The 22,261-nt window shown below is 60.2% G+C and carries 21 protein-coding genes; 9 read left to right on the plus strand and 12 right to left on the minus strand.

Annotated features, from left to right (window positions below):
• Window positions 1–26 precede the first annotated feature (26 nt).
• Together AC1DYF_RS32920 and AC1DYF_RS32925 are read right to left on the minus strand one after the other, a co-directional pair.
• Window positions 27–980, minus strand: coding sequence for an alpha/beta hydrolase (locus tag AC1DYF_RS32920; protein WP_477882116.1), 954 nt, complete (start codon window positions 978–980; stop codon window positions 27–29).
• Between the two features lie 44 nt (window positions 981–1,024).
• Window positions 1,025–1,780: a DeoR/GlpR family DNA-binding transcription regulator gene (locus tag AC1DYF_RS32925; RefSeq protein WP_477882118.1), complete on the minus strand. Its 756-nt coding sequence runs from the start codon at window positions 1,778–1,780 to the stop codon at window positions 1,025–1,027.
• A 118-nt stretch (window positions 1,781–1,898) separates the two neighbouring features.
• Here AC1DYF_RS32925 and AC1DYF_RS32930 point away from each other — a divergent pair, with 118 nt between their 5' ends.
• A complete protein-coding gene (locus tag AC1DYF_RS32930) occupies window positions 1,899–2,258 on the plus strand; it encodes a DUF4406 domain-containing protein (protein WP_477882120.1) in 360 nt (119 codons plus the stop codon).
• Between the two features lie 52 nt (window positions 2,259–2,310).
• On the opposite strand, the gene AC1DYF_RS32935 is transcribed toward AC1DYF_RS32930, so the two are convergent.
• The 3 genes from AC1DYF_RS32935 to AC1DYF_RS32945 all read right to left on the minus strand — a co-directional run bounded on the left by AC1DYF_RS32935 (window position 2,311) and on the right by AC1DYF_RS32945 (window position 3,599).
• Window positions 2,311–2,610 (minus strand): type II toxin-antitoxin system RelE/ParE family toxin, encoded by a 300-nt coding sequence (locus AC1DYF_RS32935; protein ID WP_477882122.1) that lies wholly within the window; start codon window positions 2,608–2,610, stop codon window positions 2,311–2,313.
• Window positions 2,607–2,879, minus strand: a complete 273-nt coding sequence (locus tag AC1DYF_RS32940; protein ID WP_477882124.1) for a YlcI/YnfO family protein — start codon at window positions 2,877–2,879, stop codon at window positions 2,607–2,609. The genes AC1DYF_RS32935 and AC1DYF_RS32940 overlap by 4 nt, the downstream gene beginning before the upstream one ends.
• A gap of 63 nt (window positions 2,880–2,942) precedes the next feature.
• Window positions 2,943–3,599, minus strand: a complete 657-nt coding sequence (locus AC1DYF_RS32945; RefSeq protein WP_477882126.1) for a glutathione S-transferase family protein — start codon at window positions 3,597–3,599, stop codon at window positions 2,943–2,945.
• Window positions 3,600–3,816: 217 nt separating this feature from the next.
• Between AC1DYF_RS32945 and AC1DYF_RS32950 the strand changes: the two genes are divergently transcribed.
• Window positions 3,817–5,262, plus strand: a complete 1,446-nt coding sequence (locus AC1DYF_RS32950; protein ID WP_477882128.1) for an alpha/beta hydrolase family protein — start codon at window positions 3,817–3,819, stop codon at window positions 5,260–5,262.
• 20 nt (window positions 5,263–5,282) lie between these two features.
• On the opposite strand, the gene AC1DYF_RS32955 is transcribed toward AC1DYF_RS32950, so the two are convergent.
• A complete protein-coding gene (locus AC1DYF_RS32955) occupies window positions 5,283–5,984 on the minus strand; it encodes a carbonic anhydrase (protein ID WP_477882129.1) in 702 nt (233 codons plus the stop codon).
• A gap of 312 nt (window positions 5,985–6,296) precedes the next feature.
• Between AC1DYF_RS32955 and AC1DYF_RS32960 the strand changes: the two genes are divergently transcribed.
• From AC1DYF_RS32960 to AC1DYF_RS32970, 3 genes are all read left to right on the plus strand, one after another.
• Window positions 6,297–7,430 carry a DNA methyltransferase gene (locus AC1DYF_RS32960; protein ID WP_477882131.1) on the plus strand — a complete coding sequence of 378 codons (1,134 nt, stop codon included), beginning with the start codon at window positions 6,297–6,299 and terminating at the stop codon, window positions 7,428–7,430.
• Between the two features lie 379 nt (window positions 7,431–7,809).
• A complete protein-coding gene (locus AC1DYF_RS32965; protein WP_477882133.1) occupies window positions 7,810–8,796 on the plus strand; it encodes an EF-hand domain-containing protein in 987 nt (328 codons plus the stop codon).
• A 128-nt stretch (window positions 8,797–8,924) separates the two neighbouring features.
• Complete coding sequence (locus AC1DYF_RS32970) at window positions 8,925–9,926, plus strand: bile acid:sodium symporter family protein (RefSeq protein ID WP_477882202.1); 1,002 nt, start codon at window positions 8,925–8,927, stop codon at window positions 9,924–9,926.
• Between the two features lie 256 nt (window positions 9,927–10,182).
• On the opposite strand, the gene AC1DYF_RS32975 is transcribed toward AC1DYF_RS32970, so the two are convergent.
• Both AC1DYF_RS32975 and AC1DYF_RS32980 read right to left on the minus strand, forming a co-directional pair.
• Window positions 10,183–12,807, minus strand: coding sequence for an Ig-like domain-containing protein (locus AC1DYF_RS32975; RefSeq protein WP_477882135.1), 2,625 nt, complete (start codon window positions 12,805–12,807; stop codon window positions 10,183–10,185).
• 138 nt (window positions 12,808–12,945) lie between these two features.
• Window positions 12,946–13,902, minus strand: a complete 957-nt coding sequence (locus AC1DYF_RS32980; RefSeq protein ID WP_477882137.1) for a LysR family transcriptional regulator — start codon at window positions 13,900–13,902, stop codon at window positions 12,946–12,948.
• Between the two features lie 112 nt (window positions 13,903–14,014).
• Here AC1DYF_RS32980 and AC1DYF_RS32985 point away from each other — a divergent pair, with 112 nt between their 5' ends.
• Complete coding sequence (locus AC1DYF_RS32985; RefSeq protein WP_477882139.1) at window positions 14,015–14,167, plus strand: hypothetical protein; 153 nt, start codon at window positions 14,015–14,017, stop codon at window positions 14,165–14,167.
• Between the two features lie 43 nt (window positions 14,168–14,210).
• On the opposite strand, the gene AC1DYF_RS32990 is transcribed toward AC1DYF_RS32985, so the two are convergent.
• From AC1DYF_RS32990 to AC1DYF_RS33005, 4 genes are all read right to left on the minus strand, one after another.
• On the minus strand, window positions 14,211–14,912 hold the full coding sequence (locus AC1DYF_RS32990) for a DUF899 family protein (RefSeq protein ID WP_477882141.1): 702 nt from the start codon (window positions 14,910–14,912) through the stop codon (window positions 14,211–14,213).
• Window positions 14,913–15,055: 143 nt separating this feature from the next.
• Entirely contained in the window at window positions 15,056–18,514 is a 3,459-nt protein-coding gene (locus AC1DYF_RS32995) for a chromosome segregation SMC family protein (protein ID WP_477882143.1), read from the minus strand.
• Window positions 18,515–18,595: 81 nt separating this feature from the next.
• Window positions 18,596–19,300, minus strand: coding sequence for a DsbA family protein (locus AC1DYF_RS33000; protein WP_477882144.1), 705 nt, complete (start codon window positions 19,298–19,300; stop codon window positions 18,596–18,598).
• Between the two features lie 134 nt (window positions 19,301–19,434).
• Entirely contained in the window at window positions 19,435–19,941 is a 507-nt protein-coding gene (locus AC1DYF_RS33005; protein ID WP_477882146.1) for a DUF721 domain-containing protein, read from the minus strand.
• Between the two features lie 41 nt (window positions 19,942–19,982).
• Here AC1DYF_RS33005 and mutY point away from each other — a divergent pair, with 41 nt between their 5' ends.
• From mutY to AC1DYF_RS33020, 3 genes are read left to right on the plus strand one after another with little or no spacing between them, the layout of a single operon-like run.
• Window positions 19,983–21,278 carry an A/G-specific adenine glycosylase gene (gene mutY / locus AC1DYF_RS33010; protein WP_477882148.1) on the plus strand — a complete coding sequence of 432 codons (1,296 nt, stop codon included), beginning with the start codon at window positions 19,983–19,985 and terminating at the stop codon, window positions 21,276–21,278.
• Entirely contained in the window at window positions 21,268–21,879 is a 612-nt protein-coding gene (locus AC1DYF_RS33015) for an HAD family hydrolase (RefSeq protein ID WP_477882150.1), read from the plus strand. Before mutY ends, AC1DYF_RS33015 begins: the two co-directional genes overlap by 11 nt.
• Window positions 21,879–22,250 carry a nuclear transport factor 2 family protein gene (locus AC1DYF_RS33020; RefSeq protein ID WP_477882152.1) on the plus strand — a complete coding sequence of 124 codons (372 nt, stop codon included), beginning with the start codon at window positions 21,879–21,881 and terminating at the stop codon, window positions 22,248–22,250. Before AC1DYF_RS33015 ends, AC1DYF_RS33020 begins: the two co-directional genes overlap by 1 nt.
• Window positions 22,251–22,261 lie beyond the last annotated feature (11 nt).

The raw sequence follows: 22,261 nt of genomic DNA on the forward strand, positions 1-22,261 counted from the left end.
GAGGCGGCGCGAATATTCAGCCGCGGCTACTCACCCTGTTTCAGCACATCGAGGGTACCTACGCGTTGCGTGCTGGCGCTGATGAATTTCGATACGGCCAGCGCCCGGTCATCGCCGGCCACCAGGATGGTGATCGGATGTTTCATCTTGCCGATCACCCTGGCCTGTGTCCTGAAGACGTCGGCGTCGATATCGGGTGCGGCAAGGATGACCGTCAGTTTCGCCAGGACATCGTCGCGGCCTTCGAGCTTGAGTTGCCGCAGCGCCTCCATCACCAGCCAGCCGCCCATCGAGTGGCCGAAGATGACCGAGTCATCGGGGCCGCGTCCCTTGGTGATCTCGACCATCAGGTCGGCGAGATAGTCGCGCGAATAGGTGGCGGATTCCTTGTCGGCCACATAGCCGGCGACGGCACCCTGTGACGGCCAGGTAAAGGCGATCGGCGTCGCTTTGACGTCGCCATCGGCGGCGATCTGCGCCAATCGAAACAATGCCTCCTGATAGTTCGTGTTGTAGCCATGCACGAAGACGCCGACCTTGCCCGGTGCCTTGCTATCGGCATTGAGCGAATTGAGAAAGCTCTGGCGATCGAGCACGGACTGGCCGACGACGGCGAAGGTTTTTTCCGCATCGGGCTTCTTGTCCGGCCACTCGATCTCGGATGATTTGTGGTTCGGCGGGATGGAAACAGTCAGTTCGGCATAGTTCGCATCGAGTGATTTGCCATTGCCATAGACATTGGTGTTCAGCTTCAGCCGGTCACGGGTCGACACCGAATAGACCTTCACCAGCCTTGCATCGGGTGCTGCGGCGACAGTGTTCAACAGCGTCGGACCTGGCCTGGAGACGCAGGCGGCCAGGCTGCCCGCGACAACCGCGATCAGTGCGACGCGGAAGATTTTGGACCAAACACCCGACATGAACGCCCCGAAGATGAACCCGCTGGCCCTGCTATAGCAGCGCATAGAAGCTTTGGCCATCGCCGCCGGTCCAGCGGAAAACGCCTCTAAAATATGGTTGAGATCTATGTCTTCTGCACCCTGAGCCCCGCTTCGCCCAGCATTTCGGATTGCGGGTCGCCGATCGCATCCGGCACGATCACACCGGTCGCGGCCTCCAGCGGCATGATGGTGACGGGGGAGGCCGCATCGAGTTTTTCAAGCGTCGCCAACACCCAGGTCTGGCGCGCCTGCGCGGCAATCTGCCGCTTGATCGCCGCCTCTTCGGCGTCACCAGTCGAAAAGCCGTGGCGGGGATGGATGGCGGTGACCCCCAGGAAGAAAATGTCCGGTCGGATGGAAGCGATCGCTGTTGCGGCGACGGCACCGACCGCCACCATCGAATGCTTGTAGAGCCGGCCACCGACCAGCATGACCTCGGCGGAAGGGTGATGTTCGAGCTCTGCGGCAATAGTCGGGCTGTGGGTCACGATGGTGAAGGGGAAGGTCCGGGGCAAGGCGCGGGCAATCTCTGCATTGGTCGTGCCGCCGTCGAGGAAGACGATCTGGCCGGGTTCAATCATAGCTGCCGCCCTGGCTCCAAGCCTCTGCTTTTCATCTGAAGCCACGGACCGTCGGGCCGAGAAGTCCGGCAGATCGGGCTGTATTGGCAGGGCGCCGCCATGCACGCGGGTGAGAAGGCCGCTTGCGGCCATCTCGCGGAGGTCACGCCGGACAGTATCTTCAGAGAGGCTGAGCTCTTCGGCAAAGCCTTTCGCCACCAGCCGGCCGTCGCGGCGGATGCGATCTACGATCAGCGCCTTGCGTTCACTCGTCAACATTCATTCTTGACTCTGCATGAAATTGCACGAATAATCCTGAATATATCCATAAATGAACTTGAAACAAGAAAATTATGGATATTTCGTTTGTGTTCGTGCAAAAATAAGGAGTGACCACATGCTGATTTTGATAGCTGGCCCCTACCGTTCAGGAACGGGTGACGATCCTGCCAGGATGGCGGCCAACCTGAAGGTGCTCGAAGCGCCGTCCTATGCGCTGTTCAAGGCCGGCCACGTGCCGATGATCGGCGAATGGGTGGCGCTGCCGGTCTGGAACGCCGCCGGCGGCGAGCATGTCGGCGATGATCTCTATGAGGAGGTTTTCCACCCGGTCGCGCATCGCCTGCTCGCCCTCTGCGAGGGCGTGCTGCGCCTGCCGGGAGCATCAAAGGGGGCGGACAATGATGTCAGGATCGCGACGGAACGGGGGATTCCGGTGTGGCATGATTTGGGGGATGTGCCGGGCGTGATCGGGTGACGTTGAAGCTGCATGCTTGTTTCGGACTGGGGGATGCGCTCCGTGAGATCCCTCAGTCGTAATCTTCTTCGCGCTGGTGCCTTACGCCGAGAATAGTCACATAGGTGTCGTCTTCGATTTCAAACAGGACGATGTAACCGGATGCTCCGAACGGAACGAGTAATTCGCGCAGAAACGGATTTTCGCTCTGGGCCTTGCGGCAAGTGAAAGGAAATTCCTGTAAAATTTCCATTCCTTTGCGGACAGAGGCCAGCGCCTTCTCGGCAGCCTTGAGATCACGCCGCAAGAGGAATGCGTAGAGGCGTTTTAAATCCTCCCGCGCTTCCTTGGTATAGCGTACCCGATAGCTCAACGTGCCTCGGCCCTCTTGGCCTCGGCCAACATCTCAGCGAGTTCATCGAGAACATCGTCTGCTGGATAATATTCCGACGTTTTCCTTGCATTGTCACGGGCTTGAAGACCGCGGACAAGAAATTCATCGTCGAGCTGCCGTTGGCGGATTTTGTCGCGCACGGCCGTCTCGATGAACGACGACAGAGTCTCGCCATCGCGTAATATCTTCTCCGCGCTTTCGCGCAATTTGGATTCAACACGCAGGGGCGGCAGTGTCGCGGCCTTCATCGTAACCTCATGCATTGCATTTGTGATGCACAGTAGCAGAAGCACTCAAAACCGCAACGCCATTCACCCCTCCGCGCGCCGCCGCTCCATCATCGTCCGGAACGCATCCCGGTCATGGCAGCGTTCGTACCAGGCCGAGACGCGCGGATAGTTGGCGAAGAAATCCTTCTCCGGCCAGGCGTAGCGGATGACCTCCACCAGATTGAGATCCGCCACGGTGAAGCGGTCGCCGACCAGATAATCCTGCTGGGCGAGATGCGCTTCGAGCACGCCGATTGGCCGTTTCAGCAACCGCGTCGCCACCGCGATCGTCTCCTTGCCGCCGGGCGTGTCCTGCAGGGCGCGGTCGTGGGTCTGCACGATCTTGATCGAATGGACCTCGACCTCGGTTGCGGCCCAGACCGACCATTGCGTGATCAGGCCGTCCTCGTTCAGGCTGCCCGCCGCCAGCGGCCCGCGATGCTTGCTGGCGAGATAGAGATTGATGGCGATCGATTCGCCGAGCACCAGCCCGTCATCGTCGATGGTCGGAATATGGCCGTTCGGATTGAGCTTCAGAAATGCCGGAGAATGGGTATTGAGCGGCGCATCCGCCGCCAGTGAATCGGGCAGGCGATAGCCCTGGATTACCGGAATGCTCTCGAATTCGATCCCGAGTTCCAGAGCCATCCAATAGTTGCGTGAAGCCCGCGACTGATAAACGCCATAAATTTTCAGCATATCCCGTCTCCCGTTTCGACGCGGCGCAGAATCATGATCATGGTGCTCGGGGTCAACCCGCCGTTCCATGAATTTTACCCATGTCGGATGTGAAGCGATGTGATGGGTGGCTCGTGTCGGTTGCGTAGATGGCCGTAAGCCAGTTATTCTATGCCAAGCCCTCGAACTGCCGGTGATTTGCTGGCATCGAGCAATAGACTTGTTTGGAGAAAACCCAATGAGCCTTTTCGGCGATCTCAACCTTGCGGAATTTGCCACGGTGCTGCGCACCGCCGCGGCGTCCTTCGGCCACATCAAGCCGCCGTCAGGCTTTGAAGAGCTGAAAATGAAGGACCTTGGCATCAACCAGGACGGCACGACTTTCACCAGCCGCAACGGCCGCGGCAAGGCGATCGTGGCGCAGCAAGGCGATGATCTGATCGTCGCCTTCCGCGGCACCGATCACTTCAACGATGTCCTCGACTACGACAATATCTCGGCCAGCAAAAACTACTACAGGCAGTTCGAACGGCTGCTGAAAAACGTCGCCAGCTATGTCCGGCACGAGGACCTGAATGTCACCTTTACAGGCTTCAGCCTCGGCGGAGCGGTTGCCAACATCATTGCCGATCATGCCGGGACGCACTGGAACAAGGCCTTCGCCGATGCCCACTTTGTCGGCATTGCCAGTCCCTACCTTTCCAACAATCACAAGGTCGACATCCTCAATGTCGGCTTCAGCAACGATATCGTCTTTCATCTCGCGCCAGGCAGTTGGGACAATGGCCGGCAAGAGACCGCGACCAACCACATCTTCCTCTATCAGCAGCACGCCCACACCAAGACTGACAATCTGAGCGACAGGGTGTCCGTCCATCGCATCGGCCATTACGGCGATGCGGTCGAAGCGCTGGCCGACACTGTCCTCGATGACGGAACCATGCTCTCCGATCGCCTGACCAGGCACAGTTTCGTCTTGTTCGACCACACCCATGGCATTCTGAGGGCCGGGCGGCTCGAACATCCGTTTGGAACTTTCCTGACCGCGATCGGCGCGAACGGCCGCGACAGGATGACCGGCGCAAGCAGCCACAACCACGGCAGTCATGTCGAATGGTTCTTCGGCCGTGGCGGCAATGACAGCCTCAATGGTCGCGACGGCAACGACGTGCTCTATGGCGGGACAGGCGACGATGCCCTGCTGGGCGGCTCCGGAAAGGACTATCTTTCGGGCGGCAAAGGGGACGACAGGCTCTCTCTGGCGGACAATGGTGACCGGGTGCTCGGCGGTGCCGGAGACGATACCTTCCTCGTCGACGGCCTGTTGCCGCTCAACGCCAAAGGACGTCCATCGGAAAACGGCACGCACACGGCGCGGATCGTCATCGACGATTTCACCCCGGGCGTCGATGTGCTGAACCTGCGCCGCCTCGACGGCAATCTCGATCACAAAGGCGACCAGCCGCTGCACTTTGCCGGCTATGAGCAATATGACGCGTCCGATGGCCTCGATGCGCTCGAAAAGGGTTTCGTCAATGACACGAGGCCTGGCTCGGTGACCATTTTCAACGACAAATCGGGTGACACGCTGGTCATCGTCAACATGGACGGCGATCGCGGCCGCGAGGTCGAAATCGTCCTGCGCGGGGGTGTCGGCGACATCCACCACGATATCCTTTTCTGAGCGGGTCCGGCGAAGCCGGTTCAGCCCATGGGCAGGAAGTCGACATGGCCGCTGTCGAGGTCGTAATAAGCGGGGACGACCTTGACCTTACCGGCCTCGACGAGATGCGAGATGATGGGGCTTTCTTCGAGAATGCGTGCTGCACCGCGGACGGCATTGGCATGCACGGTATTGTCGACGAAGTCGCCCGCCTTGCCGCGCTTCGTGAGCGCCACGGGAATGATCGGCTGGATCATCTTGCCGACAGAGGCTTCATAGGCGGTGCCATTCGTAACGGAATCGCACGCCGCGACCACGGCGCCACAGTTCTTGTGCCCCATCACCACAACGAGCGGCGCATGCAGATGCTCGGCCCCATATTCGACCGTGCCGAGGCCATTGGTTTCCAGCACATTGCCGGCATTGCGTACGACGAAGAGTTCGCCGAGATTGACGCCGCCGAAGATCAGTTCCGGCGTCACCCGGCTGTCGGAACAGGTCAGGATCGTCGCCCAGGGCGCCTGACCCTTAGCGGTTTCGCTGCGGCGTTCGGCGAGATGGGCAGCACAGGCATTGGCGTCGGCGACGAATTTGGCATTGCCGGCCTGCAGTCTGGCAAGGGCTTCGTCTGGGCTAAGCGCGCTTTCGGCGGTGGCAGCAAGGGAAAGCGTCGGCGACAGAGCGAGCGCTGCGGCGCCCAGACTGGCCATGGAGAGAAAATGACGACGGTTGAATTGTGACATCCGGCATTCGAAACACATTTGATACCCCCCGGTAAAATGATCTGGAACGACATCAGCGGCAACTTAGCGCCCTTCTGTGACGCGTGGGCGAAATGGCCGTGACAGCAACCGACAATATCACTTTTCGACGGGCCTGGGTCGGAAAGATCATCGACAGAGCGGTGACGGCTGGCTGATGACGGATTTCTTCCGGCGAACGCATTCGTGCCGGCTATGCGAAAAAAATCTCGATATGGCACGGCGGTTCAGTCTTTGGTAACCAGGATCGGTAACCATGACGACATGTATTGCGTTTCGTTCTGGTGAGTATCAATGGCAGCTGTGCTAACGCTGTCGGACGCCCTGCGCGGGCTTTCCGGCAATTCCTGGATCAACTCCATCATCAAGGGCGATTGCGTCGCCGCGCTCGAAGCGCTTCCCGACAAATCCGTCGACCTGATCTTCGCCGACCCACCCTATAACCTGCAGCTCGGCGGCGCGCTGCATCGCCCGGATCAGTCGCTGGTCGATGCCTGCGACGATGAATGGGACCAGTTCGCCTCCTTCGAAGCCTATGATGCCTTTACCCGCGCCTGGCTGCTCGCCTGCCGCCGCGTGCTCAAACCGAATGGCACGATCTGGGTGATCGGCTCCTATCACAACATCTTCCGCGTCGGCGCCACGCTGCAGGACCTGGATTTCTGGATCCTCAACGACGTCGTCTGGCGTAAGACCAATCCCATGCCGAATTTCAAGGGCCGCCGTTTCCAGAACGCCCATGAGACGATGATCTGGGCGAGCCGCGATCCCAAGGCCAAGGGCTATACCTTCAATTATGAGGCGATGAAGGCGGCCAATGACGATGTCCAGATGCGCTCGGACTGGCTCTTCCCGATCTGCTCCGGCGGCGAACGCCTGAAGGGCGCCGATGGCAAGAAGGCACATCCGACGCAAAAACCCGAGGCGCTGCTCGCCCGCATCCTGATGGCATCGTCAAAGCCCGGCGATATCGTGCTCGACCCGTTCTTCGGCTCCGGCACAACCGGTGCGGTCGCCAAGCGGCTTGGCCGCCATTTCGTCGGCGTCGAGCGCGAGCAGGACTATATCGACGCCGCCTCGGCCCGCATCGCCGCCGTCGAGCCGCTGTCCAGCGCCGAACTGACTGTTATGACCGGCAAGAAGGCCGAGCCGCGTGTCGCCTTCAACACGCTGGTGGAAAGCGGACTGATTCGGCCCGGCACCGTGCTGACCGACGCCCGCCGCCGGCACGCGGCGATCGTTCGCGCCGACGGCACGCTCGCCGCCAATGGCGAGGCCGGCTCGATCCATCGCGTCGGCGCCCGTGTTCAGGGTCTGGACGCCTGCAACGGCTGGACGTTCTGGCATTTCGAGGACGGCCAGATTCTGCGCCCGATCGATGATCTGAGGGCTGTTGTGCGAAAGGGAATGGGAGAGGCGGGCGGCTGACGCTCGCCTTGGGGCGTTATCGGACCGCCTAATTGCAGCCTATTTGGAAACCACTTCATCTCCACGGTATCTTAAATAGCTGAAAATGTTGCATAATTTCCTCAATGCGACACTCTTTTGCGCGGCACGGCGTCGCATGCCGCATGTTCGTTTGTGTCATCGGGCAAATCAGTCTAACGCCAAAATTGTTCCTCTCTTGTTTGTTGTGATCCGGAACGGGGTATCAATGTCCGATATCCGGCAGCATGGAGATGAACCGGCGGCGTCTGCCGCCCGCGGGATTCTGCTGCCGTGACCGCGGCCATGACCCGAAAATTCTCCTTCGCCGGATCGGCCTGACCCAAGGGCAAAACGATCGACCTCATGAAGGAGGCTCAAAATGAGCAGTGTTTCTTCTGCTTCGAGTAGCAATGTTGCGTATTACGCGTCCCAGCGAAACAGTCTTTTCAGCAAGCTGGACAGCGACCAGGACGGCACGTTGAGCGAAGACGAATTCGTCGCCGGCCGGCCGAAGGATGTCAGCTCAAGCCAGGCATCGAAACTTTATTCCAAGCTCGACACGTCAGGCACTGGTGCGCTCAGCGAAGATGATTTCGATCAGGGTATGGATGACCAGAGTCGACCGAGTCTCGGCGGCATCCAATCGCTGCTGTCGGGCAATGCCATGGCCGTGCTGATGCTGATGTCGCCGCAGGGCGGCATGCAGTTCAACAGCAACACCACGGGTTCAGATAGCGGTCAGCCGAGTGCAGCCGACATGTATTCCTCGATGGACACCGATGGTGACGGCTCTGTGAGCCAGGCGGAATTTCTTGCCGCCCGTCCGGATAATATGAGCGAAGACGATGCTACCAAGGTCTATGACTCCATCGACACGACCGGTACCGGCTCGATCACCGAGGAGCAATTCGCCGACAGCATGAAGAACATGGCGGCCCAGAATCAAGGCGGCATGCCGCCGGCGCCCCCGCCGCTCGATTCGAGCAGCGACAGTTCGCAGTCGCCCGATGATGTCTTCGATTCGCTCGACACCAACAAGGATGGCAGCGTCTCCGAGGCCGAGTTCCTGGCAGGCCGTCCGGATGATGTGACCGACGATCAGGCCTCCGACCTGTTCGGCAGCATCGATACTGAGGGTACCGGATCGATCAGCAAGGATCAGTTCGACAGCTATGTGAGCAATGCGCTCGGCCAGGATCAGACGGACACGACTGACACCGCCACTGCGACGGATGACAGCAGCCTGACAGAATTTAGCAATCTGGCCGGCGCCTTCTCCTTTGACCCGAGCAAGGGCATCAGCGATCTCCTGACCATGCTGGGCTCAATGTCTTCCGACGCCTCTGCGGCGACCGAAGCAGCCTGATTCCCCTTATCCGGCTGGGACATGCCGGCGGTCCTGCGACCGCCGGCATAGCATACATATCTAGGTACAGCTTGCACAGCAGCATCGCCCATGCGAGGAACAAGAGCACAGTCTATACCGAGTTCGTCATGCGCCGCTTCATTCCCGATACCTTCACCCTGCTTCTCGTGCTGACCGTGGCGATCGCCAGTGTCCTGCCGGCGCAGGGCACGTTCGCGTCCTATTTCGGCGTGGCGACCAATTTCGCGATTGCACTCCTGTTCTTCCTGCACGGTGCGCGCCTGTCGCGGGATGTGGTGATCGCTGGCATCCTGCACTGGCGGCTGCATCTGGTGATCCTGCTCACCACATTTGCCGTGTTTCCGCTGATTGGCCTGGCGATCGGCCTTGTGCCGCAAAGCATCCTGCCGCATTCGCTCTATCTCGGGATCCTTTTCCTCTGTGTGTTGCCGTCGACAGTGCAGTCGTCGATCGCCTTCACCTCGATCGCCCACGGTAATGTGCCGGCAGCCATCTGTGCGGCCTCTGCCTCGAACGTCTTTGGTATGTTCCTGACACCGTTGCTCGCTGGCGTGCTCTTCGCCACCGGCGGCCATGGCGGCTTCTCCCTCGACGTCCTCTGGAAAATCCTGCTGCAATTGCTGGCGCCCTTCGTCGCCGGCCAGATCCTGCAGCCCTGGATCGGCGACTGGGTCCGCGCGCGCAAAAAACTGCTTGCGCCGGTCGATCGCGGCTCGATCCTCATGGTCGTCTACCTCGCCTTCAGCGATGCGATGAACGAGGGCATGTGGCACAAGTTCTCGATCGGCGACATTGCAACGGTCGTCGTCGCCGACATGCTGCTGCTTGCTTTCGTCCTGGTCTTCACCTCGGTCGGCGGACGCCTGCTGGGCTTCAATCGCGCCGACCGCATCACCATTACCTTCTGCGGCTCGAAGAAGAGTCTCGCGAGCGGCGTGCCGATGGCCAATGTGATTTTCGCCGGTCAGGGCGTCGGCGCCATCGTCTTGCCGCTGATGCTTTTCCATCAGATCCAACTGATGGCCTGTGCATACTTGGCGCAGCGCTACGCGCGGCAGGCGCCTCAGGCGCATGAGGTGCCCGTTGCAGCCGATCCGCGCCGCGCTTGAACGACGATCAGCGACCACGTTTCGCCGCATGCCGGTGAGCGGCGGCTCATCCAAAGGCCCATCAGAAAATCTCATTCCTGCCATCAGCCGATTTCGTTGGCTGCGGTCAGCGCGCGCCGGTAGTCTCTCTTCGAGCCAACGGTTCCCACTTCCGGCCCTTCGCCGTTAGTCTCCCCGCACGAAGGGCCGGCATTTTCTTGACAGGGACGATTTGCGCGCAGATGCATCCGGCGTGAACTGCCACCGTTTTTACTGCTTAACCGAAAATGAAATTGTCGGCGGTTAGCGTGTGAACATCGACATTGGGGAGCATGAACGTTTCCGACCGATATTTATGATCCACCAAATAGTAATAGCCTACTTCAGCGGTATTCACGCCATTGACGTACACTTCCTGCTTCGAGAGTTGAGAAAAATCTTTGATCGAGGTAGTCCGAAGGTCGATTTTGTCCTGGGTGACGTCAAAGTCGGCAATGGAATCGGTGCCTGTCGCTGGCCTCATGACGAAGACATCGGCGCCGCTTCCTCCAATCAACAGGTCATTGCTTGAGCCTCCGTCCAGGACGTCATTACCTGCCCCGCCCATCAGGATGTCGCGGGAATCGTTGCCATTGAGATGATCGCCGTGGGTCGTGCCGCGGATTACGGGCCGATCGTTGCTGATGTCGAACGTGACTACTGACGGAGCCTTTTCCGTATCGGAACCACCATTGGCGGTGCCACCATTGTCTAGGACGGAAAAGGTGAAGTTGGTCGAATCCCCTTTTATCTGATCCTTGCTGAAATCGAACGACAGCTTTTCGAGATCGGCGGACCTGATTTCCTCGCCGACCTTGACCGCGTGACCAGCCAGTTCCAGCGTACCGAAGCTCGGCAGCGAGTCGATGATGATCGATTTGAACTTGTCATTCTCGACATCTTGAAACTGGAAGAGTTGGTCGATGAAATCGAAATGATCGCCGGCATTGACCCAGACGGACGTGTTCTCGCTTATGGGTGCATCATTGACCGGCAGCACATTGATCGTCAGCGTGTGCCAGGTTTTGTCGGTATGCTGGCCATCAGGATCATGAGAATTGTCGATTACCTTGAATTTGAAAGTGGCATAGTGGTTCCCGGTCTCGTTCTCGCCTGGAGTAAACATCAGGTGGCTATAACCGCCGGCCAGGAATATGCTTCTCGTGCCGTGCATTCCCACCGGTTTTCCGCTGGCGGTCATCTGCCCATTTCCACCTTCGGCGGCGATGAGAACTGCACCAAGCCTGTCGCCATCGATGTCGGCAAAAGGAAAATCATCGGTAGTCAGTTTCACGACCTGATCCTCGAGGATCGTGATCGTATTGTCGCCTCCCGTAGGGGCGTCGTCGACAGGCGCTACAGTGAAGCTAAAACGCGCAGGCTCGGTGCTTACAGCACCAGTAGCATCCACGGCTTCGAATGTGAAACCCGCGCTGTCGCCATTGAAGTTGGCAGCAGGCGTCCAGGTCAGATGATTGATGTCGCCCGTGGCGATCGTATCGCCGGCATGGACCTCCGCTCCATTAAGACGCAGAGTTCCGATGTCCGGCAGCGTTTGAATGACGATACCGGTGATCGCGTCACCATCGTAGTCGGAGGTTTTGAAACTGTTGCGGCCGAACTTGTAGACTGCGTCCTCGTTCAGCCATCCGGAACTGGCCATGGCGACGGGCGGATTTTTGGCGTCGCCAACATGAAATGTTCGGGAATACAGGTGGTCGGCTCCGTCTGGGCCTGTGGCGATATAGGTATATTCCCAACCACCATCGCTCGTGGCTTCCACCGGAGCGACCTGCCCCATAACGGCACTCGTGAATGGCTTGCCGTTTTTCGTCCCGTCAGCATTGAAGACTTGCGTGTGTCCACCCCAAGAAGCCAGCCAGTCCCCATTGGACAATGCCAACGTTGACACACTGTCAAGGTAGGGATTATGGATGCTCCCGATGGTTTGATCCTCGACGAGCACATTACCCTCGCTGTCGAGAACGTGCATGTACAGATTTTTGCCGGTGGTGGCGGCCGTCCAGAAGACAGCCTGATTTCCGCCACTGAGCGTCAGCGTGTATTCATTGCCCGTGAAGTGGGAGGCAGAGGCATACTTTGCTCCTGTCGCTTCGCTCAGCAAATTGCCGTCGGCATCATAACGATCGTAGATCTCGTCCAAAAAACCATTATCACCGACGAAGCGCTTGATGACATATCCGCCGTCGTTTTGATATTGGATCCGTTCATTGGCATCGCCGACCAGCGAGTTGAGAATCTCGCCGGAGGGAGTGACAAGCAGGTGAGTCTCCTTGCCGTCGCTGGTGCCGAAAGTCACACTCAAGTCGCCGTTTGCCAGGGTCGTGGTCCAATAGCCTTCGAAATCATGTGCCAGTACTTTGTTGGCGACCTGTTCTCCCTCGGCGTTGAAAAATCGGGCGAAAAGCTTGCTTTCCTTTGGTGGCTGATCATAGGAAACGACTGCGTAGCCGTCACCAGCGAGTTTGACCAGTTGCGGATACCTGTCCCATCCTTCGACATCCTCCGACAATCGATTTCCGTTCACGTCATACCTGACGACATGGAGGTTTGTCGTTACCTTCCCATCGACAGAATCATCGCGCAGATAGGACTCGATCCATCCTCCATCAGAAGTTGTGTATACTTCATCGGGAAAATCGCCATGGCCATGCTTGTCGAGTACAATCGTGTCGCCCAAAGGCGAGCCATCTGCATCGTAGCGCTGGGAGACGAGCCAGCCTCTGTCATCGATCCACGACACAACCTTGGAATCGTCCGCGGTAGAAACAAAGACGGCGGACCGTTTCGCTGATAGCGGCTCCCCACTCAGCAAGGTCGCGTCCGATACAACAATTCCCACGTGTACCCCTCGACAAAAAGCATAAATCTTCAGCCGATCTGTATCGCGGCAAAATAACTGCAGCAACCTCACGCAAAAAGGGTGTGGATACTTACTCATTTTCTAAGTAACTGTATCTGCAGAATTATTTTCAACCGGCTAAGTGAGTGTGCCAATCTGTCGCACCGCTCCTGGTGACACGTCTGCGACTTCGCCGTCTGCTCTTCCACCACCGCGCATAGCTGGCACCTTCTCCGCCCGATCACTCGCAAACGCTTCCCGGATCGCATTCGCCATGCCGGTAATCGCGGGATCGTGCTTGCGGTTATTGAGCCTCAAGGTAACGTTGGAATGGTCGACGACATCATAGCCGTCCGCCGCCGTCAGTTCGCGGCAGTTCGGCGGTATGCCGACGCGTGCAAGCGGCGCAATCCCCAACCCGGCCTGCACAGCGGCCATCAGCCCGTTGCTGGTGTCGCTGACATAGGCGATACGATAATCCTTACCGAGATTATCGAGCACCGACAGCGACAGCGTCTTTGCCCAGCCCGTGCCGGAATACATCGCCACCGGCAGCGGTGAGCGCAGATGCGTCTCGTGAATATCGGACGTTACCCACACGGTAGGGTCGGTACGCAAAACCTCGCTGGTGGTGAAGTCGCCCTGTTCGTAGACCACGGCCAGATCGAGCTTGCCGGCATTGAGTGCATCGGTCAGCACCGAGGAGCGGCCGAAATTGACGATGATCTCGACGCCGGGATGCGACTGGTCGAAATTCCTCAACGCCCGCGGCAGTACGGAAGAGCCATATTCTTCGGGGATGCCGATGCGCACCACGCCGCTTAAGCTCGGCTGGCGCATGCTGATCGCCGTTTCGTCGAGCAGCATGACGATGCGGCGCGCCTTGGTCAGCAGCGCATTGCCCTGCTTGGTCAGCATCACGCCGCGCGAACCGCGTTCGAACAAGGCGCATCCGACGCTCTCTTCGAGCTTGCGTATCTGCATGCTGACGGCCGATTGCGTACGGCCGACGATCTCCGCCGCCTTGGTGAAATTGCTGGTTTCGGCCACGGCGATGAAGGTGCGCAGCAGGTCGCTTTCGAGAGGCGTATTCATGGTCAGCCATTCGTTTTTCTAATGCCTGCCATTCATACTATTCGCTTCATTTATGTCAATGTGCGTTATATAAAGATATCAATCCAACAATTAAATGAATGAGGAAACGGCCATGCTGGCATCGCTCCGCAATAACTCTGTCCTCCGCAACCTTGCTCGCACCAGCAGCAACGAGCACCTGTTTGCCGATATCGGCCTCGACCGTCGCGATTTCGTCAACTCGACGGAAGAGCAGATGCGCAAGCGTTTCTGGTGGTACCGTTAAGTAGGGCCAAGCGGCCTGCTTAACACAGGCCGCCGCACGAAACTCAGTAGTTGAGTTTCGGATACCATGTTGGCGCCCGGCCTTCGGGCGTCGAATCGATGATCGTCCAGAGCGGCATAAGATCCGGCGCACCGCGCGGATCCTGCCCTGGATCAGCGGTTTCAGATCCCATCTCTCCCGACCAGAAATGCCTGATCGTGCCATCGCGGCGCGTGAACACGTTGAATGCCGGAATATCGTCGCCGTTGTCGGTGACGCCGAAATAGTCGCGGCTATAGTCTCCCGTCATGTCGGAATAGAGCGGCAGGTGATGCCAGCCGCGTTCCTTCTTGAACGCCAGTAGCCGTTCCAGCGGCGAGCGCGCGATCACCGCCAGCGCGGTATTCTGCTTGATATCAAGCACCTCGCCATCCCAAGACGATAGAAGTGACGTGCACATCGGGCAGGGGCGCTCGCGCTGCGGCCCGAACATGTAGCTATAGGTCACAAGCGTCTGCTTGTCGCCGAACAGGTCCTTCAAAGTTACTGCTCCATCGATGCCCTCGAAGCGATAGTCCTTGGCGACTTCGCCGCCCGGCGGCAGAGCCCGGCGTTGCTCGGCAACGCGTTCGATATGCCGGCGCAGCTCGATCTCCTCGGCCAGCAGCGCGTCGCGCGCCTCCCGATAGTCTGCCGATTCGTTGGGAAAGCGCATGCCGTTGCGCCTGGCGAGTTCGGTGGCGGGGATAAGCGTTCTCGTATCCATGTCTTCCTCCTACGAAATAGGTTTATATCAACCTATTTTCTTGACGATTGCAAGGCGGCAGCTCTTCCAAAGGCCGGGCCTTACATCTGGTCGTTTGAGGAACGCGGAATTCGACAGATTGTTGCGGTGGTGATCCGACAGTCCTATGCCACTTCCACCAGTCGCTCGGCTGTCTGCAGGTCGACGCTGACCAATTGGCTCACGCCCTGTTCGGCCATCGTCACCCCATAGAGTCGGTTCATGCGCGCCATGGTGATCGGATTGTGGGTGATGATCAGGAAGCGGGTTTCCGTGGTCGCCGCCATCTCGTCCATCAGGTTGCAATAGCGCTCGACATTATGGTCGTCGAGCGGCGCGTCGACTTCGTCGAGCACGCAGATCGGTGCCGGGTTGGTGAGGAAGACGGCGAAGATCAGCGCCATGGCGGTCAGCGCCTGCTCGCCACCGGACAATAGTGTCATCGTCTGCGGCTTCTTGCCGGGCGGGCGGGCGAGGATTTCCAGGCCAGCCTCAAGCGGATCGTCGCTTTCAATCAGCTGCAGTTCCGCTTCGCCGCCATTGAAGAGGTGTGTGAACAGCCGTTTGAACTGCACCTGCACCTGGTCGAAAGCGCTCATCAGCCGTTCGCGACCCTCGCGATTGAGGTTCTGGATAGCGGCGCGCAGCTTGCGGATCGCATCGATGACGTCGTCTCGCTCGCGCACCAGAGCATCGAGCTTGCCAGTGAGCTCGATCTGCTCCTCCTCGGCGCGCAGGTTGACGGCGCCCAGCCGCTCGCGCTCCATTTTCAGGCGTTCGAGCTCGATCTCGATCGCCCGGATTTCCGGCATCTTGTCATCCGGCTTCAGACCGGTGAGACGCAGCACTTCATGCGGTGGCACGGAGAGCGTGTCGCGAATGCGTGTTTCCGCCTCGATCCGCCATTCGCGTGCCGAAACCAGCCGTTCCTCTGCCCGACCGCGCCGCTCGCGCGCCTCGGCAAGTGCGCCGAGCGCATTGGAGGCAGCGCGGTCGGCCTCGCGTTCGAGGTTTTCCTGCGCGGCCAGCCGGTCGGCGGCTTCCTTGCGGGCGGTTTCAGCGCGCGCGATCTCGGCCACCAGCGCGCGGCGCTTCTCATCATATTCTTCGGGGGCTGCGAGCAGGTCTTCAAGCTCGATCCGCGCTTCCTCCTCGCGGGCGGTGAGCGTCTCGATCTGCTGGCCGGCGGAATGTTCGCGCTCCTTCCAGACCTGTCGTTCTGAAGCGATTGCCGACAGGCGCCGCCGCCGGCTGTCGTTCTCGCGCGCCTCGGAATCATGCTCCGCACGGGTTTCCGCCAGCGCCGCGCGTCGCTCTGCCACGACCGCGCTCTGCTCACGCAAAGCAAGGTCGAGCCCGGAAATATCCGGCGCCTCGGCAAGCGCGATGCGCGCATCTTCCTCGGACACTGCCAGTTCGTCGAGTTGCGCGCGATAACCGGCGATATAGTCGGTGCCGGTGTCGCGCAGTCGGATCAGTTCGGCACTGGCGCGTTCGGCCTGGACCAGTGCATCGCGCGCCTCGCTGAGTTTGCGGGCAAGGAGCCGCTCCATATCGCGATTGCTGGCGAGCCGCGCCTCGTCACGGCGCACGCTCTCCACCGCTTCGTGATGGATGATTTCGGCATCCTCGACACGGAAACCAGCCTCCTCGATCTCGTTTTCAATCGCGGTCAGCCGGTTCCTCTGCTGCAAGCGGAGAGCCGCGGCACTCGGCGCGCCCGATTTCGTCACATGCCCATCCCAGCGCCACACCGTCCCCTGGCGCGACACCAGCCGTTGGCCCGGCTTCAGGTCCGCCTGCAGCCGCTTGCCCTGGCTTTCCTCGACGATACCTGTCTGCCGCAGCCGGCGATGCAGCTCTTGCGGTGCGCCGACAAGATCAATCAAGGCGCGCACGCCGTCAGGCAGGAGAGGATCGTCCGTGCCATCGCCGGGCGTGGACCAGTAAGCGGCGGCCGTATCGACCAGCGCTGAATCGAGATCGTCGCCCATCACGGCGCCGAGCGCGGTTTCCACCCCGCTGTCGGCGCTGATCAAGTCAGAGACTGGCGTTTCAGTCTTCTCCCCGCCGGCGGCCAGCATACCCCGAATGGTGCGTGCCTCGGTCTCCAGCATCTGCAAGGCGGCGCGCGCCTCATCGAGCGGCTTGCGGCTGTCGGTCTCCATCTGACGCGCAGCAGTCAGCGCCCGCTCAGCTGCAGCCATCGCCGCCTCGCCATCCTCGTGTGCGATCTCGGCCGCCTCCAATTCCTCCTGCTTCTGTACCGGATCGGGCAAGGCAGTGAGGCGATCTTCCAGCGCTTGCAGGTCGCGCTCGGCATCGCCAATCTGCTTTTCAAGCCTGAGCCGCCGCTGCGCGAGGTCGGCGAGAAAGCGCTCCGTCTGTTGGCGGCCGGCGATCGCTTCGGCCCGTTCGGCCGTCAGCGCCTGCATTCTGGCTTCCGCCTCACCGACCAGCACGCTCGCCTCTTGCAGCGCCTGCGTCAGCACCTCGGCGCGCTCGGCAGAGTTTTCGAGCGCCTCGCGCAGTTCCGCCTCTTCCTCTGCAAGTCGCGCCAGGATCTCGTGGTTGCCGGCGATCATCTGCCGCTCGCGCTCGATATCGGCGGCGAGCTGGGTGATCCGTCGTTCGAGTTCCTGCCGACGCTGGTCGAGACGTTTGGCTTCATCGTCGAGCTGGGTGCGGGCGATCGACAGCCGCTGCAGCGCTGCAGCCGCCTTCGCCTCGGCGTCGCGCAGTTCGGGCAGTTTCAGGCCCTGCACCGCCTGCTGCTTGGCCGCTTCCATCTGTGCCTGCGCCCGCTCGGCGACGACATTGGTAGCCTGGTTGAGCGCGCTGTCGGCCTCGCCCTCCGCCACCTTGGCCTGCGACCAGCGGATATAGAGGAGCTTCGCTTCCTCGGCGCGGACCGAAGCGGAAAGCTGCTTGAAGCGATTAGCTTGCCGCGCCTGACGTTTCAGGCTCTCGATCTGCGTCGAGAGCGTCGTGGTGACGTCTTCCAGCCGCTCTAGATTGGTCTCTGCCGCCTTCAGCCGAAGTTCCGCCTCGTGGCGCCGCGAATGCAGGCCGGAAATGCCTGCCGCCTCTTCCAGCAATTGCCGCCGGGCCTGTGGCTTTGCCTGGATCAGTTCGCCGATCCGCCCCTGACCAACCATGGCGGGTGAGCGGGCGCCGGTCGAGGCATCGGCGAAGAGAAGCTGCACATCGCGGGCGCGCGCCTCCTTGCCATTGATGCGATAGATCGAACCTTGTTCGCGCTCGATACGGCGCGTGACCTGCAATTCATCGGCATCGTTGAATGCCGCGGGCGCGGTGCGGTCGGAATTGTCGATAAACAGGCCGACTTCGGCGGAATTGCGTGCCGGCCGCTGGCCGGAGCCGGAAAAAATCACGTCGTCCATGCCCGAGGCGCGCATGTTCTTGTAGGAATTCTCGCCCATCACCCATCGCAGCGATTCCGTCAGGTTGGACTTGCCGCAGCCGTTCGGCCCGACCACGCCGGTCAGACCAGGCTCGATCAGGAATTCGGAGGGTTCGACGAAGGACTTGAAGCCGGTGATCCGGAGCTTGGTAAACTTCATGAGCCGAGCCCCGGAAACGGCGCACAAACGAAAACAGGCGGCAGCCCGCGGCTGCCGCCTGTTGCGGAAGTCGTTTTGAAATCAGCCCGCAGCGTCGATGATCGCCGACATCTGATCAACAGACATTTCCCCGGTATATTTTGCCCCGTTGATGAAGAAGGTTGGGGTCGAATCCACGCCGAAATCGTTGCCCGCCTTCTCGCGTATGGCCGTTACATCATCCAGAAGCTTTTGGTTCGTCAAGCAAGCCTGGAAACTCTCCTGTGTGAAACCGGCCAGCTTGGCGACTTGCAGCAGCGCCGCGCGGCCATCTTCGGCCGTGACCCAGGTTTCCTGGGTCTGGAACATGGCGGTGATCATCGGGAAGAATTTGTCCTGCGGCACACAGCGGGCCAGCATGATCGCGGCCATGGCGCGCGAACGAAGCGGGAATTCGCGGACGATGAAGCGCACCTTGCCGGTGTCGACATATTTCTTCTTGATCGGTTCGAACACGGTCGTGGCGAAGCGCATGCAGTGCGGGCAATCGAGCGACATATATTCGACGATCGTAACCTTGGCATCGGCCTTGCCGAGCGAGATTTCCGGCAGCGGGCCGGGCGCCATCAGCTTGGCGATATCCACCTTGCCTTCGGGCGTCGGCACGTCGGCGGTGGCGCTCGTCTGGATCGGATCGACCTTCGCGGCGTCACCTGCGCTCGCCGAGCCGGCAAATGCTGCGCCCAGGCCGGTAATGGCGAGTGCGGCGACAAGGCGGATCGACAGGGTGGTCAATGAGATCGGCATAGGGGCTCCTCGATAGGGCAAAGATGAAGACGGGATATACTGCGCCTATAGTTCAGGCAAGTGGCGGTTCAGCGCATATGTTCAAAGAATTGTGACTGGCCGATGGCGTAGGGTCAGGAAAAAGTGAATAAAATCTAACGCTTGCGACTGCCGATCACTGCCCGGCCGAGCCGGTCGAGCGCGGCCTTCAGCTTGTCGTTGTCGATCTCTTCGGTCAGCGCACTCAGCTTGGCATTCTCCGACGGCGTCAGCGACCGCGGCTTGCGGCGGAATTTCTGTGGCGGCGTGACCGGTTTCTGCACGATCCGGATCTGCCGGATCGCCGGATAGCCGAAGAAGCCGTTGATCCGCTGGATGAGTTCGCCCTGAACATGCGTGAGAAACAGCGCCCGCGCGCCCTCGCAGGCAATGGTGAGCACGCCCGGCTCAACGCCGCCGCTATCGCCGCTCAAGCCCGCATTGCGGCGCGGCCAGGAGATCTTTTCCGGCCGCGTACAATCGGCGAAATCGGCGCCGACGATCTCGTCCCAGGAGCCGATCAGCGCGGTGCTGATCCCGGCTTTCTTCGCCAGCACAGGATCGATCAGCCGGTTGGCCGCTTCGGAAATCTGTATCTCGCCATATTTGTGGAATGTCGACATCAGGCTTTGGGGACCGCTTCGAGATTTGTTAGGTCTATCATATGAATCATAATCTCCCCGCTGGCTTCTCGCAACCGCGTCCCGCCGACCTGCTGATCTGGTACGACCGCCACCATCGCGATCTTCCCTGGCGCACCGGTCCGCGCGCGCAAGCCGCGGGAAAGCGCGCCGACCCCTATCGTGTCTGGCTGTCGGAAGTGATGCTGCAGCAGACCACGGTCCAGGCGGTCAAAGCTTATTTCGAAAAATTCCTCGCCCTCTGGCCGACCATTGCGGACCTCGCCGCTGCCGACACCGAGGACGTGATGAAGGCCTGGGCCGGCCTCGGTTACTATGCCCGCGCCAGAAACCTGAAAAAATGCGCCGAAATGGTCGTCGCGCTGCATGGCGGCGTGTTCCCCGATACGGCCGAGGGATTGCAGGGCCTGCCCGGCATTGGTGATTACACCTCCGCCGCCATCGCCGCCATCGCCTTCGACCGACGGGCGCTGGTGATGGACGGCAATGTCGAGCGTGTCGTCTCGCGGCTGTTTGCCGTGCGCGAGGCGCTGCCGGGCGCCAAGCCGGTGCTGAAGGCCCATCTCGATACGCTGACGCCCACGACGCGCCCCGGCGATTTCGCCCAGGCGATGATGGACCTGGGCGCGACGATCTGCACACCGAAGCGCCCGGCCTGTTCGCTCTGTCCCTGGCGCGAGAACTGTCTGGCTCTGAGGACGGACGATCCGGAGAATTTTCCGGTGAAGGCGGCGAAGAAGGACAAGCCGGTCCGACAGGGCGCGGCTTTTGTCGCGGTGGATGGCGAGGGAAGGGTGCTGTTGCGCAAGCGGCCGGAGACAGGTCTCCTCGGGGGAATGACCGAGGTGCCGACGACGGGCTGGACCGCCAGCCGTGATGGCGCGACGGGCGTGGACGCGGCGCCATTCGATGCGGAGTGGCGGTCGTGTGGAGCGATCGTGCATGTGTTTACGCATTTTGAATTGCGGCTGACGATCTACCGAGCCGATGTCCCTGGGCTACCTCCCTCTGTCCTGCCGGACATCTCCCCCTCAAGGGGGGAGATTGGCTGGGAGGACGCTCGCAGCCCCACTCCAAGCTTTGAGATCGGGGCGAGCGGTAGCCGCGCGTCAATCTCCCCCCTTGAGGGGGAGATGCCCGCCCTTCGACAAAAGCTCAGGAGGGCAGAGGGGGGTAGCCCCGGAGCGCAACTCCAGACCTGGTGGGAACCCATCCCCAATCTCCCGTCACAAGCCTTGCCAACTGTCATGAAAAAAGCAATCACCGCCGCTATTGCCGATGCGTTCGACAAACCTGCAAGGAAACGCAATGCCCGCTGAAATCCGCCATATCGTCTTCGACATCGGCAAGGTTCTGCTCCACTACGACCCCAACATTCCCTATTCGCGGCTGATCCCGGATGAAGAAGAGCGCAAATGGTTCTTCGACAATGTCTGCACCCATGATTGGAACATCGAGCAGGATCGCGGCCGCACCTGGCTGGAAGCGGAAGAGCTGTTGCTCGAAAAATTCCCCGATCGTGAGGAGCATATTCGCGCCTTCCGCAAATACTGGCATGAAATGGTGCCGCATGCCTATGAGCGCAGCGTTGCCCATCTGGATCGGTTCATCGCCGAAGGCCGCGATGTCACCATGCTCACCAACTTCGCCGCCGACACGTTCGAACAGGCGAGCGAGATTTTCCCATTCCTGAAGAAGCCGCGCGGCGTCACGGTTTCGGCGCATGTCAGGCTGCTGAAGCCCGATGCGGCGATCTACGAAACCCATACGAAAACCTTCGGTCTCGATCCCAAGGCGACTCTGTTCATCGACGACAGCCAAGCCAATGTCGAAGCTGCGCGCGTCTATGGCTGGAATGCTATTCACTATGTCGGCGCAGATGCCCTCGACGCAGAACTTGCCAACTATGGACTTGCATGATGAAAAACTTCGACCCCGTTGAACACCTGACCATCTTCCACAACGCCATCAATGCGCTCGACTATGCGACGATCGAGGATTATTTCGCCGAGGATGCGGTCTATGTCTCCGGCGGCGTCGGCGGCCGGATCGATGGCCGGGACGCGATCATGGCCGCCTTCCGCAAATATTTCGACGCCTATCCTGATCAGGTCGCCAAGGACAAAAGCGTCGATAAGATCAGCGACAACGCCGCCCGTTCCGTCTGGGAACTCGCGGCCACCGACAGCCGCACAGGCGCGCCGATGACGCGTACGGGCGAGGAGACGCTGGTCTTCAATGATCAGGGCAAGATTGCGCGGATCGATGTGACGGATTACGGCGCCATCTGAAGCCGCCTTTC

Source organism: Rhizobium sp. P2_G9 (genome assembly GCF_056403475.1).